The sequence below is a fragment of the Fulvivirga maritima genome (assembly GCF_021389955.1).
GTDB classification, from domain to species: Bacteria; Bacteroidota; Bacteroidia; order Cytophagales; family Cyclobacteriaceae; genus Fulvivirga; species Fulvivirga maritima.
Genome location: NZ_CP089980.1, coordinates 5,239,411 through 5,253,360, shown reverse-complemented (window position 1 = coordinate 5,253,360; position 13,950 = coordinate 5,239,411). Strand labels below are relative to the sequence as shown.

Annotated in this window: 12 protein-coding genes; 3 read left to right on the top strand and 9 right to left on the bottom strand. The window is 39.0% G+C overall.

Annotated features, from left to right (window positions below; translation table 11 throughout):
- Window positions 1-30: 30 nt before the first annotated feature.
- On the bottom strand, window positions 31-747 hold the full coding sequence (locus tag LVD15_RS22110; RefSeq protein WP_233777372.1) for a tRNA threonylcarbamoyladenosine dehydratase: 717 nt from the start codon (window positions 745-747) through the stop codon (window positions 31-33).
- Window positions 744-1,418: a TatD family hydrolase gene (locus tag LVD15_RS22105; RefSeq protein ID WP_233777371.1), complete on the bottom strand. Its 675-nt coding sequence runs from the start codon at window positions 1,416-1,418 to the stop codon at window positions 744-746. The genes LVD15_RS22110 and LVD15_RS22105 overlap by 4 nt, the downstream gene beginning before the upstream one ends.
- 808 nt (window positions 1,419-2,226) lie before the next feature.
- Here LVD15_RS22105 and LVD15_RS22100 point away from each other — a divergent pair.
- On the top strand, window positions 2,227-3,105 hold the full coding sequence (locus LVD15_RS22100) for an AraC family transcriptional regulator (RefSeq protein WP_233777370.1): 879 nt from the start codon (window positions 2,227-2,229) through the stop codon (window positions 3,103-3,105).
- A gap of 66 nt (window positions 3,106-3,171) precedes the next feature.
- Window positions 3,172-4,338, top strand: coding sequence for an iron-containing alcohol dehydrogenase (locus LVD15_RS22095; protein WP_233777369.1), 1,167 nt, complete (start codon window positions 3,172-3,174; stop codon window positions 4,336-4,338).
- 130 nt (window positions 4,339-4,468) lie between these two features.
- On the opposite strand, the gene LVD15_RS22090 is transcribed toward LVD15_RS22095, so the two are convergent.
- A complete protein-coding gene (locus LVD15_RS22090; RefSeq protein WP_233777368.1) occupies window positions 4,469-5,350 on the bottom strand; it encodes a DUF808 domain-containing protein in 882 nt (293 codons plus the stop codon).
- A gap of 197 nt (window positions 5,351-5,547) precedes the next feature.
- Here LVD15_RS22090 and LVD15_RS22085 point away from each other — a divergent pair, with 197 nt between their 5' ends.
- The gene (locus LVD15_RS22085) at window positions 5,548-5,964 is read left to right on the top strand and encodes a hypothetical protein (protein ID WP_233777367.1); all 417 of its coding nucleotides are present in this window, start codon (window positions 5,548-5,550) and stop codon (window positions 5,962-5,964) included.
- 27 nt (window positions 5,965-5,991) lie between these two features.
- Here the strand turns inward: LVD15_RS22085 and LVD15_RS22080 are convergent, their stop codons facing one another.
- From LVD15_RS22080 to LVD15_RS22055, 6 genes are all read right to left on the bottom strand, one after another.
- Window positions 5,992-8,778 carry a DUF8487 domain-containing protein gene (locus LVD15_RS22080; RefSeq protein ID WP_233777366.1) on the bottom strand — a complete coding sequence of 929 codons (2,787 nt, stop codon included), beginning with the start codon at window positions 8,776-8,778 and terminating at the stop codon, window positions 5,992-5,994.
- 37 nt (window positions 8,779-8,815) lie between these two features.
- Window positions 8,816-10,372, bottom strand: a complete 1,557-nt coding sequence (locus LVD15_RS22075; protein WP_233777365.1) for a glycoside hydrolase — start codon at window positions 10,370-10,372, stop codon at window positions 8,816-8,818.
- 104 nt (window positions 10,373-10,476) lie between these two features.
- The gene (locus LVD15_RS22070) at window positions 10,477-11,028 is read right to left on the bottom strand and encodes a lipocalin family protein (RefSeq protein ID WP_233777364.1); all 552 of its coding nucleotides are present in this window, start codon (window positions 11,026-11,028) and stop codon (window positions 10,477-10,479) included.
- Between the two features lie 66 nt (window positions 11,029-11,094).
- Window positions 11,095-12,192 (bottom strand): L-dopachrome tautomerase-related protein, encoded by a 1,098-nt coding sequence (locus LVD15_RS22065; RefSeq protein WP_233777363.1) that lies wholly within the window; start codon window positions 12,190-12,192, stop codon window positions 11,095-11,097.
- 11 nt (window positions 12,193-12,203) lie between these two features.
- Window positions 12,204-12,851 (bottom strand): nitroreductase family protein, encoded by a 648-nt coding sequence (locus LVD15_RS22060; protein WP_233777362.1) that lies wholly within the window; start codon window positions 12,849-12,851, stop codon window positions 12,204-12,206.
- Between the two features lie 10 nt (window positions 12,852-12,861).
- A complete protein-coding gene (locus LVD15_RS22055) occupies window positions 12,862-13,950 on the bottom strand; it encodes an RnfABCDGE type electron transport complex subunit D (RefSeq protein ID WP_233777361.1) in 1,089 nt (362 codons plus the stop codon).

Genomic DNA, 13,950 nt, shown 5'->3' with positions numbered 1-13,950 from the left:
TTGTAATTATCTTTGAATAGAGGTGTAAACCTATTTCGTTAACCTTTTAATTACTTCGGCGGCCATGGTCATACCGAAGATTGCGGGCATATATGAAATGGTGCCGTAGAATGATTTTTTATAGTTAGAGCCATCAGTAAGCTTTAATGAATCTTTCATCTGAATTTCTTCTGAATACACACATAATACTCTTTTAGTAACTCCTTTGCTTTTGAGTATTTTCCGAAGCTGCTGGGCAAATTTACATTCTCTGGTTTTGCTAATATCAGCTACTTTTATTTTTGATGGATCTAGTTTGCCGCCAGCTCCCATAGATGATATAAACTTACATTTCATCTTGCGTAAGGTTAAAATCATAGACATTTTGGGTACAAAGCTATCTATACAATCCAGAGCAAAATCAAATTGATTTTCTTTAAGAAAAGAAGCCATGACCTCAGGCTCCATAAAGTTATCTACCACCTGCACTTGTAACTTCGGATTGATGTCTAAAAATCGATCCTTCAAAACATGTGCTTTTTGTTTGCCAACAGTGGAGTCCAATGCTTGCAGTTGTCGGTTTTTGTTAGTGGGGTCTACCTCATCACCATCAATAATAGTGATTTTACCCACACCCGCTCTTACCAGTGTTTCCGCAGCATAACTACCTACGCCACCTAATCCCACTACCAATAAATTGGCATTCTTTAATTTCTCTAATGATTCCGTACCTATTAATAACTCCGTACGCTCTAACCAATGACTCATCTACTAAAAAATTCCTTTGCGTTACTATTCATTTGCCGGCATAGATCAGACTCATCCATACCAGTAATTTTTGATAACTGCGAATATACGTCCTTTATAGATACATTGGGCATGCTATCCGTTTCTAAAAACAATTTACTGTGAGGTAATTCCTTAAACAGACTATCATAACGTTCTGGCTTAACAGTAGGCATTATAGAAAGATAAAAGCCGTGATCTATTAGTTGCTGAGCTAAAATAGCATGCCTGCCATAACCATGAACACACCATTTTTCAATATTAGGGAATTCCTTTTTTATATGAATGAGCTGATCATAGGCCCTTACACAATGAATGATAACAGGCTTATTCAATTCCTGTGCTACCTCCAGCTGACTTCTTAAAATATCCATTTGCTGAGACATTTCAGGACCCTTTAGGTTATCTAATCCCATTTCTCCCATCGCCAGACAATGTTCATTTTGCAGCCATTGGCTAAGCTCTTGCTTTTGCCTGTGGCCAATAGGTTGTTCAGTCCACCAAGGATGCATGCCTATGGTGAAAAATCTCTTTTCCTTGTCTTTACCCAGATGAATAGAGACAATCTCCATGACATTATCATCCTCTACGTGCCGCATACTATGCGTATGAAAATCAAGATACCGTTGACTATTAAAAATAGAATCCTCCATAAGTAGTTAACAAAGATAAAGAGTGAAGGATATTATTCTGAAGATTTCTTTTAGAAGGAGGGAAATGACACACGAGTTGTCGCCTTGAGTTTAAGCAGTTGGTACCCAAGCATACAAATAGTAATAGCATAACTTACTTTCTGTAATCTAAGGGCATCATGAGGGAAGGAGAGATCAAATTACTACCTACACTTCATAGCCAAGAACTGTCACTAAGAACTAGAGAAAAGCCTGCTTTTCAATATTATTTCACCTCACGACGGTACAGCAAGATGAAACCGCAGCCGAGTCACATTGAGCCGTGTCGAGATGTAGACGATCGGTACTGATTTATGATTTAATTACATCTCAACTGTGTTGAGTTTTTCATATTACCTACAAATTACTTATACTGTCATTGGTACGTAAGGAGACATCTATGTATTCATTTAGTAGAGGTTTGCAAACAGCTTCTTACCAAGCTAATCTAAAGCCTGCCTTTTATAGCATAAGCCCCTTACTTTTTTGCAGTTGATCAAATAGTAGAGAAAAAACCGTCATTCCTGAATCATGAAGCATAGCGCAATGATATCAGGAATCTCACTGATCAGATAGTGCTATCTGAACAGCCAGATCCCGGCTCTTCACTTCGTTGCGGCCGGGATGACGGTTTGATGATGGTCTATGTTGAAGAGCAGTAACCATGTCCCAATAAATTAAGTGATACAAGCAAACTCTACCTTCAGTTAACAAAACTTTCTTAAAAAGAAGCTGATGCCATAACTTTGAAGCACAATCGAAAGAGGGAAAATATCTGAAGGTTAGAAAGATGGAGGTAAAGAGATTATTGTTAGAGCAGTTGATTAGTAAGACGGATGATCACAATTTGTCTTTTCGAATTTTTGATTTATCTGATGACAGTCTACAGGCATATCTAAAGCCACATAAAAGGGATCATTTCAGTTTGATCTTTCTTACTCACGGCAAACTCAAGGTACAGATAGAAGATGATGTTCATGTGCTCAAACCTGGTAAAGTTTCAGTGATATTCCCAAATCAAATCCAGTTTGTTAAAGAGTATAGCTCAGATGTAGCGGGTCAGGTTTTACTTTTTGATGAGGTACTTTTTTGTTCAGATATATTAAACAATGAGCTTAGCGCCTATAATGTAAATCTTTCTGCTAGGTTAAGGTGTGTGCAGTTGAGCGATGACGATTTTGATCATATACAGGAACATACCAAAGCTATTGAGCGGATTTATAATAAACCTAGCCTAATTAAAAAGGAACAAGCCCGTTTTCATATAAAAATACTCCTTTTAAGCATTATTGAGACGCTACATGGTGAAATTCCAATGTTACAGCATGATGCTGATAAGCATTTGTATATTGATTTTAAAAAAGCACTGAACACTCATTATAAAGAGTATAGAACGGTAAAACACTATGCTGATAAGCTAGCCGTAAGCACTAAGAAACTGAATGCTGTGACCAAGAAGCACTGTGGAGAAACCGCTATTAATGCCATTCATAATAGGATCATTACAGAGATAAAACGGCAGATGTTATATTCCGATTTGTCTCATAAGCAGATAGCACTAGACTTAGGCTTTAGTTCCCCTTCCGCTCTGCATAAATTTGTGAAAGCAAAATTAAAAGAGTCGCCTACCGAGCTGCAAGTAAAGCTGGAGCAAATGTATAACGCATAGTCTCATATTTATACTATTCCGCCTTCTGCGACGGATATGTTTGCAGTGTAATTAAAAATATAAAACATGAGCAAATTATTCATTGCAGGAGAGGTTTTTCATGGAGCAGGAAGCCTTTCTGAATTAAAAAAGATAAAGGGGAAAAGAGCATTTTTCGTTATTGGTGGCGGTTCTATGAAAAGGAATGGCACTTTAGACAAGGCTATTGACTTTTTAAAGGAAGCAGGAATTGAAAGTATGGTTTTCGATGGGGTAGAAGAAGATCCATCATCAGCTACTTGTTTAAAGGGTGCAGAAGCCATGCGTAGTTTTGAGCCAGATTGGATAATAGGTTTAGGAGGTTGTTCTGCTATAGATGCCGCTAAAACCATGTGGATTTTTTATGAATATCCGGAAACCAATTTTGATGATCTTATCAAACCTTTTAGTGTGCCTGTACTGAGAGATAAAGCTAAGTTTATAGCCATTCCTTCTACTAGTGGTACTGGTACAGAAACTACGGGTCTGGCAGTAATCACTGATAGAGATAAAGGAGTGAAATATCCTATTGTTTCTTATGAGCTTACTCCTGATATAGCCATTGTAGATGGTGAAATTTGTGCCTCCATGCCAGCTCACGTTACCTCTAATACAGGTCTAGATGCCCTTACTCATTGTGTTGAAGCATTTGTTTCTAATATTGATGATAATTATGCTGACGTATTGTCTAAAGGGGGGTTAGAAATAGTGTTTGATAACCTGGAAGAAGCGGTTAACAACCCTGATAATATTCAGGCTAGACAAAACATGCATGATGCATCTTTTATGGCCGGCTTAGCGTTTAACAATGCTTGGTTAGGAATAGTACATTCACTGTCACATCAGGTAGGTGCGTTATATGGAATTCCTCACGGTTGTTCTAATGCCATTTTCTTGCCTAACGTAATTAGATATAATGAGTTAGCTACTGATAAATTTCCTGCTTTGGCTAAGGTTGTAGGTGGTAATTCTGCTGAGGATCTGGCTGTTTCCATAGAAGGTTTGCGAGAGAAGGTAGGTAATATCTCTTCAATTAAAGAGTTTGGCATTTCTAAAGAAGACTGGGACAAAAATCTGGATTATATAACAAAAAATGCTTTAGCTGATCCTTGCACCAGCTTTAATCCTCGTGTTCCTACGCTCGAAGAGTTAAAGGCGATTTATAATGCTTGTTATGAAGGAGTACTTTATACAGAAGCAGGCGCAGAAGTTTAGTTTACACCTAAACAATTAGTCAGGAAAAAGCATTATTAGTTTTTACATATTAGACGTTCTGCATATCGGTGTCTTTCGCTATCTTTCTCACGGATAATGAATGACACCGATATTCTTATTTAATAATGATTTATTTCTTAATGGAGGTCCAAAGCTTTTTGCCTCCCATAACTATTAATAGCACAATGGCTCCGATGATGAGTCCGGCCAAAAATTCAAAGATTATTCCCGGAATAGCAATGGTTTCTTCAAGGTGATGAACAAAAGGTAAATAGTGGACGAAAATACCACCTGAAACCAGCATAAGAGCAATAGTACCTACTACTGAAAGGCCTTTTATAATTTTAGGTAGCGCAGCCACCAATAAACGCCCTACTTTATCAGAAAATGAGTTGTCCTCTTCATTGAGATTGATGAGTTTAAGTCCCATTTCGTCCATACGCACTATTAGAGCAACTATTCCATATACGCCAATAGTGGCCACCAAAGCTATGATAGATACTACTGGAATTTGTATTTGCAACGGCTCCTGAGACACTTCGCCCAAAGCGATAATTACGATCTCCACAGATAGAATAAAATCAGTGATGATAGCAGATTTTACTTTCGCTTTTTCCTGAGCCATAACTTCTTCTTCTGTAAGATTTTTAGCTACTACAGATTCATGATCATGGGCGTGGGGAACCAGGAATTCATATATTTTTTCGGCTCCTTCATATGCCAGGTATAATCCACCAATAACCAGTATAACTATGATGGCTGTAGGAACGAACGCACTAAGCAAAAACGCAATGGGTAGAATGATTAACTTATTAAGTAAAGAGCCTTTGGTAATGGCCCAAAGTACCGGCAGTTCTCTTGAGGACATAAATCCTGATGCCTTTTCTGCATTTACAGCAAGGTCATCACCTAAAATACCAGCGGTCTTTTTACCCGCCACTTTGCCCATAGTTGCCACATCATCCATAAGTGAGGCGACATCATCTAAGAGTGCAAAAAATCCTGAAGCCATAGTGTTTTTCTTATTAAAAGTGACAAAGTAAATAATTTTAATCAAAATCTATTAGAAGTAATGAAATGTTAATTGGCAAATAGGAAAATCATCACATCACGGCAATGAACTGCGGAAGTAGGTTGCTATATAGTAATGTAATTACTTTTATATTTAATAAAATATTTCTATTTTCAGTAAAGCTATTTCCTATAATTATGGATGTGTTAACTGAAGTTTTAGAAGAGAAGTATGTAAAAGTGCTGTATGATGAAAACCTAAAGTTAGGCAAGATCATTTGGCAGGAAGATAAAAGCCTTACCACTGAACAATACCAAAAGCCATTTCAAGCTTTGCTAGATTGGTCTAACAGTGGTAAAACAGTCGCCCTTTTTCTATCAGATACCAGAGATCAGGGCGTGGTATCTCCTGAAAACAGGAAATGGTTTGAATATGAAATGGTGCCTGCAGCTATCAAAGGTGGACTCAAAAGGGCCGCTGTTATATCCAGCGGCAATGTTTTTAAAAGGTATTACCTTAACATCCTTTTGAATGCCGTTAACAAGTTTAATCTGCCCTTTAAGATTTTTGCAGATGAAGAGTCTGCTATTCAGTTTCTTACGGCTAAAGATTAAACTCCCATTTCATATTCAAACCAGGTATCATAGTAGTGATTTCAGCATCACATCATCCACTTCATAGTCAGGGTTAAATTCTGCTGATTCCATATAACTTATAATGGATTTGTATAGCTGAGCCGCTTCTGGTTTGTCTTTTAAGGCAGGTAAATCAGACATGCAGATCAAAAGCTTACCTTCACCCACTTTGAATTCAAAAATGAGCCCCAGTTTATGATTCCTTTCCAGGTTATCTATTACCCGAACGGTAGGCAAATAATCATTGGACGTACTGTCTAAAATCAATGATCTGCTACCCTTTATAATAGAAAACCATTGCCAGTTAGTATGAAAGTCAGTAGGAAATTTATTGAAAATAGGGTGCTCAGGATCCATTAAAAGCCCCAGTGTGCCAGGAGATACAGGCTTTTTGGCCCATTCACTGATTCCTTTGAACATACCATAATTCCAAAATTCCGGAGGAAAATGCCCTGCAAAGCTTTTATTCTCATCAACTTTGGGAAATAACAATACTTTTTTGCCTGATTGCAAGGCGGCAGATGTGCTTGCATCTAAAGCTTTGCTTACCAGAATATCTTCTTGTGGTGATAGTTTTTTAGGAGTAGGATAGACCCAGATAGAATAGGTATGCTTATAGCCTGTACCTTCTAGCTTTAAGGTAACATCTAACTTTTTTGGGGACTTTACTGAAGCCAGATCCACGGAAATGTTACCGAGGTCAGTGATGCCTTCATTAGGTATATTGGCTGAATCAAATGTCCCGTTTTTCACAATATTGTCGTTATCTGTGGCTATAGTCCAGGTTAACTTATCAGCTAAATCTCTATTAGAAAAATTCGCTACCTTAACTTTTGCATCAAAGCTTTCCTGGTTAGTATAACAGTATTTTGGCATCTCCATTAGGATCACTACATCATTACATGATGCTTTCCATTTTTCTGCGCTTATTACCTCCTTGCTATCCATAAAGGCATCTAATATACCCACCAAAGCCGTGCCCTGCCCGGGAAAGTCCTGTAAGTCTAAAAGCTGAAAACCAGCGAATCCTTCTGTGCCAATGGCAGCTTCCATTTCTGCTTTATAGCATAGCGCCGACCAGGCACCAGAGGCCTTTTGAAAGATACTATCCATTTCTCCCATGCCAGCCTTTTTCAATCTTTGTTGAAATACTTGTAGGTTACGCGCTTCAAGTACGCCATCATACTTGTTAATCTCATTATAATTTGGGTAGATCTGATACTGGCCTATTTCATGACTTACAATAGGAACTGAGATTGATTTTACTGCATAATCAAAGTGCACGTCTGTAGCAGGTGTTTGCGTGTTGAGAATTCCACCATCTCGTGAGTCTGCAAAAGCATGGGTTAGCCTGGTGTGAGTAAGCACCGAATCATGAGCATAAGGAGTTCGTGCTGCCACAAAAAACTCTGACACCTCTCTTGGTGGAGAGTAGCCTATGCTATTATTGCTACCCATGGTATAAAGCGGACGATCATCATAAGCTTTTAACTCTTTAATATAGGCTTCCACGCGATCATGGCCACTCCAAATCTCATTACCAGGAGAAAACATGACAAATGAGGGGTGATTAGCATAAGCATCGAGCATGGCTTTGCCTTCTATGCGCTGAGCTTCAGCTATGCTGTCGGCTTCCATGCCGCCCCAGAAAGGGAGCTCAGCCTGCAGGTATATTCCTTCCATATCAGCTGCGATAAATGCTGCTTCTGGAGGACAGTAAGTATGGAAACGGTAATGATTAATACCGTATTCCTTAGCGATCTGATACACCCTTCTCCAGGAATCTACATCCATTGGAGGGAAGCCGGTTTTAGGAAATACAGCAGCCTCATGTTTACCACGCAAAAAAGTTTTTCTTCCATTTATGGCGAATTGAGTACCTTGGGTGGTGAAATTTCGCATACCGAAACTTACAGAAGCAGCATCTCTCACTTCACCATGAGTAAGCATAGCTGTTAGCTGATATAAAGGTTGTTTATACTCATCCCACAAAGCCATGGCCTCACCAAGTTTATAGCTTAAAACTATCTCATTATCAGCTTTAACATGGCTTGTAACAGGCTCCAATGGACTAGATGTTGAATCACTGCGCTCAACCATTAGGTGAATATCAACAGAATCCCATTTCAACTGATTATCAAGACTCAGGTGCACTTCAATTTGTTGGTTAGCAAGATCAGGATACACTTTAATGCCTGATATTCTGGTTTTGGCGGAAGCCTCAATATACATTTCACCCAAAATTCCATTCCAGTTAGTTTGGGTGTCATCAGAGTAGATATGAACATTGCCGTAAGGTGTCAATGATACGTCATTATTCACCATTACCGAAATGGTGTGCTTTCCGGGAGTTAGCGCCTGCGATACATCAAATTTTTGCGCAGATTGCAATAGACCCGATTGGCCAATGTAAGTGCTATCAACCCATACTTTTGAGGTTTTGGAGCGTTCCAGTATCAGTTCCAGGTATTGGTCTTTAAAGCTTTCAGGTATAGTCACTTCCTTTCTATACCATGCTGCTCCCTCGTATTTATATTTCCTATTGAGGTGCATGGTAGTGGTATCATTATTAACGAAGCCTTTTTTATTAGTGTCAGTAGTGCCAGGCAGTTGTAATGAATCTTGTAAATCTGAAAGGAACCAATGGTTTTCTTCTCCTTTCGATGCGGTATCTAAGGCAAATTGCCAGGTACCAGAAAGATCAATACGAGGCCTTTGATAATCCCGATTATGTTTGGTGCACGCCAAACTCAGAATTAACAATAAGGCAGCGAAGTAGAGGTTTTTATTCATAGTAGTACGTTTTATTTATTCATGAGAAGTAGTAATATTAATCAGATACAAGTGTGTAAATAGAGCGAGGCATGAGTTGAATATAGCTATTTTGCACATCACCACGATATTTAAATCGGTTAGAGCGGTTAGTGATATATTGGTTATACCATTCTGCACCGTCACCCTTGATTTTAAGCGTATAGTAATCTTCTGTGTAGTTAATGGCCACTAACACCGTTTCATTGGTTTTTGGGTCCTGGTAAGCAGAGATCATCACTCCCTCAGCGGCTTGCATAGTAGTAGCCTCATCTGATCTGGTAAGTCCGATTCTCTGCATGCCGGGCCTTACAAATCGGCTATAATGGCCTAGAGCATAGAAATTACCAGTTACTGCATAGGCTCCGTCAGTCCAGTCTTCATTAGGTTCAATAGCTATAAGGTAATAGCGGGTGTCTTTTTTCCAGTCTCCTGGCTCGAAACTGTTCCAGTAATGCCAGGCGGTAGCATTGCCCACTACCAGATCATGATGGATCATTTTGGCTAAAAATAAGCCACAATCCAGGGTAGACCTGCTTTCTTCTCCTTCACGATAGCCATTCCCCAACAAACTGTATTCACTCTGCCAGTAATCTAAACCATATTTAATGGTACTTTCTTTTACTTTTTCCCTTACGGAGATGATCTGCTCGTTACTGCCATCAGTAAAATAGCTATGCCCCGCCACATGCGGTGCCAAATGACTTAAATTGCCAAGGTATAGTTTACTCTTCTTATCCCAAAAAGCATTGATCTGATTAGAGCTTGGGCCATTACCACCAGTCAGGTAAGTAAGCATGGCAGCCTCTGGCATCACTATTTTAGTTTCAGATTTATTCTTTTTCAACGCTTTGTTTACTTCGGTAATTACTTCAAACATCTCTTCATTACTGTAAGGAGTGCCTTCTTGCTTCGCGTTACCAAACTCACCGTACCAGTCCCACTGCGGCTCATTAATGGGGCTCAGATAATTAAAATGGTATCCTTCATTATCAAAGTGTTCTACCACTGTGGCCAGGAACTGAGCAAAATCTTTATAGTGCTCTGACTTTAGGTTGGTAGTGTGCCCTTTGGTTTGCAAAAAGCCCAGGCCGTTTTTGTTGAAGAAAACAGGGGGAGAATTAACGAAAGCTATCAGGTTGGGGACTTTGTAGTCAGTGGCCTTTTTAAATAAATATTGAGAGCCCGGCTGCTTGCTCCAATCATAGTTACCATTTTCATCAAGGAAAGATTCTACCCGATGGTTAGGTTCTACTATGCCGCTGCTATCTCCTTGCTCGGCTGTGCCACCTCCTATATTGAAGCGCCATGCACTAAGGCCAAGGCCTTTAGGACTTCCGTTTTCAGTGTTCTCTGTACTAAACAGAAGTTCTGCTATATGCTCCTTCTTTTGATCTGGCCAATTGGCACCAATAGGTTCTCCAAACCAACAACCGGAAGCGCCAAAACTGTGAATAGTTTGATATTTTTGCTCAGGATGAAGCTCTATCTCGAGCTCTTTAGGTGGAGTTTGGGCCAGAAGTGACCCGGAAAACAATAAAGCGGTAAAAAGACAGGAAAAGAAATTCTGAATCATAGTAAAGAAGGATCTTTGGATCTACATGTATTATTACTAGTAAAATTATCCTTCTGAGTAATATGAACAAAATTTCTTTTACAATTTCATAGTGATCATATCATTTAGACTTTATCAGGATCATGTTCAGTCCAGACCAACTGTGAGGTATCGAAGCCATGTTTCTCAGCCAAATCTAAATAGGCCTTTTTAATATCTTCAGGCATGGTGGTGTCTCTTGAGAGCAGCCACATGTAATCTCTACTTTCACCAACTACTAATGCGTTTTTATAGTCAGGGTCTATGGCTATAACATTATAACCAGCGTAGAATGGACCGAAGAAAGAAACTTTTAGCTGTGCCGTTTGGTCATCTTGTACAAACTTGGCTTTACCAACGGATTCTTTAAACTTCCCTTTTTTATCAGCATAGCCTCTATTCACTACTTTAATAGAGCCATTGTCATTAAGAGAATATTCTGCTGTAACGTTGCTCAGTCCTTTTTCAAATCGAAAGTCAAACCGGGCTATTTCATACCATTTACCTAAGTATCTTTCTTTATCGAAAGCCTTGATCGGTTCTATGCCTTCTGGTATATATTTTTTTGGTTTAAAAAGAGCAATGGCTCCGAAGGCCACTACTGCTCCTGCAGCAAATATGATGTTGTTCTTTTTCATAGCAATCAGTTTATAATAAAACATGCGACCCTTGAGTTTGTTGGTCGCATGTTCATTGATTTTTTGCTATGGTAGTTTCACCTTATACATAGTGTAGGGATATTCGGTCTTATCTCCTCCATTATTCCACTGCGGAAGACGTTGTAATTGTGCGCAAGTAAAATAAAGGTATCCATCACTGCCTGTGCCTAAAGAATCTGGCCAAATAAGCCTAGAATCTTGTACTAAAGTATGCAGCTGACCATCAGGAGATAAGTAGGTAATGGTGTAATTGATAGAGGTAGTTAGGAATATATTGCCTTTAGCATCAGCAACTAAACCATGGGTAATGCCTACTTCTCCCATATCTTCTACATGCTTTTTTAATTGCTTGTCAGAAAGATCAGCCTTGGCTAAGTATTTAGTTTCTATTCTGTACAGGTTAAGCTGGTTGATAGGCTTGAAATAAAGGTATTTAAAATCCTTTGTAAGCGCTATTCCATTGACATGTGAGGAAAAAGGCTTCCCGTTTTTGTCAACCATTTTATTGCCTCCGTAATCCAGTATCAAATCGTCATCAGCCAGGGTAAACTTGGTTTTTACAAGTACACTTCTGCTTTTGCCTGTTTTAAGATCTAACACCACAATAGCTGCCTGACCAGGATCAGACAGGTAAGCCAGTTCCTTTTCTGTGTCTACTCTTATATCGTTTAAACCAGAAACGGTTTTATCAAGGTCTTCAAAAAGATAAGTTTTTTCTACTTGATCATTTTTGGTGTTAATTTTAACCAGCTTGAATTTTCCTTCTTCACTCTTGCCATCATCGCCAAAAATAGAACCTTTGGAGGCAGGTTTAGAATCTAAAACCCATAGATAATCATTAGCATCAACATATAAATCCTGAACTCGCAAAAGATGTGATTTATAATCTCCATTGGTATTCCACTCAACATTAGGATAAGGGGAGAGTTCTCCATTCTTTTCTTCCGTTAGTGTGTATTTGCCATCACCATTATAATTAGGAAAGGCCACAAAAACTCTGTTATCAGAAGATACACTCAACCCAATAGCCATGCTTTTTCCAAAAGAAGCTACTGGCATAAGTTTATCACTGTGATATTGCTGTGCTTGGTTGCTGCTTATTGTAATGACATACAATAGGGCTATTAAAAAGTATCTCTTCATATTCGTTCTTCTTATTCTATAATCTTCACTTTTTCTGCATAGCGCTTAGGAGCTACAGGGCTTTCTGCCGGGTGTCCCAGAGCTACATTAATGGCTACTTCATAGCCTTTAGGTATGTTTAACAGGTCTAAAATGTCTTTGTTTTCTCTTCTATTAAGTACCGGAACTAATGTGCCTAATGGACAGGTACCAAGATCCAGAGCATGAGCACTTAGTAAAATATTCTGTAAAATAATGCCGCAATCAAGATAACTAATGTCTCTGCTCTTGTCTCTGGCGATTACAATTAGGGTAGGTGCGCTATGAAAAATGCTAAAGCCGGGTTCTTTATAATGCGCAGCACTACCTTGAAATTCTTTACCTTCAGCATAATTCAAAAATCGGTTATTGATTTCATTTAATAGTTCAGGGTTTTGTATTACCCTCACTTCCCAAGGCTGCTTATTTAGTGCACTGGGAGCAAATATGGCACATTGCATGATAGAATCAATCTCATCTTTAGACACCTGCTCGTCAGTATATTTTCTTATAGATCTACGAGTAAGCAAATTATCGAATATAGCCTGTTTTTGAGAGCCATTATATACTACTCTTTCTTCTTTCTTTTCTGAGCAAGCCATCATCACAGCCAGGGTAGCAAAAAGCAATAATTTTTTCATATGAATAATATTAAATAGGGTTCGATATTTTTTTAATGAACGAATAGTTGAATTTGATAATAATGTAAGCGATGTACAGATACACCAAATACTGAGTGAAATGGTAATAATGCAGTGATATAACTGCCAGAGCCACCACCAGTACAGATAGTGAAAGCATAAGCACCTTTTCAGTACGGTCTTTCCAGTTTAATGATTGTCCCCAAACTCTTGGGGCAAAGGTTTCGCTGATTTTGCGAGAGAAGCCATTAAGAATAAGTATAGAAAATGACATGTATTCATAACTCACACCTCCCAAAATCAGGATAAAAGTCACAAGCCCAATCATAGCTCCATAATAGAGTTTCCCGTAAGGATTAGTAGGGCTGGAAGGCATATCAGTAGCCATGTAAATGGTGCCTAAAAGTACCCCCGCTATTGAAAAATGGAGGTCATCACCATCTTCTACAAACCAGAAAGCGGCAAAGAATACAGCCAACAATGCCAGAGGAATATGCCAGGAGATACGCTTTCTCACTAGTAAATAAAGACCTCCAAGGACTATTAGTAATATGGAATATTCACCCAGTGCACCTGTGGTTTTATAAAAAAGGCCACTTAAATAGCTGGAAACATAGGGGCTGTCAATTCCCGGAAAGAGGTTAGTGGCTTCTACATTTATTATGTTTTTAGTATCCCATATAGCGGCGGATGTCATAACAGCAGGGAAGAAGGTGGTCATAAATTCACGACCTACTAGCGCGGGATTAAAACGATTCTTACCTAATCCGCCCCAGACTATTTTGCCAAATATAATAGCTGCGGCAGCCCCAAAGGATACCATATACCAAGGTGTGGCTGGCGAAAGTGTAAACACCAATAATAAAGCAGTAACCACGGCAGAGCCATCAAAAATAGCTCGATAGTTCTTTAGATATAGGCTGGAAAATATCAATTCTGTAACCAATGCCGTAAGTATAGAAACCGCTATTAAGGTCAGTGCATGCATGCCGTAGGCCAGATACCCGGCAACCACAAGGGGCAGCAGCGCAATAACCACATCCAGCATAACCATAGAGGTGTTTCCGCGCTTTGGTTTTATGTAAGGGTTAAGATTCAT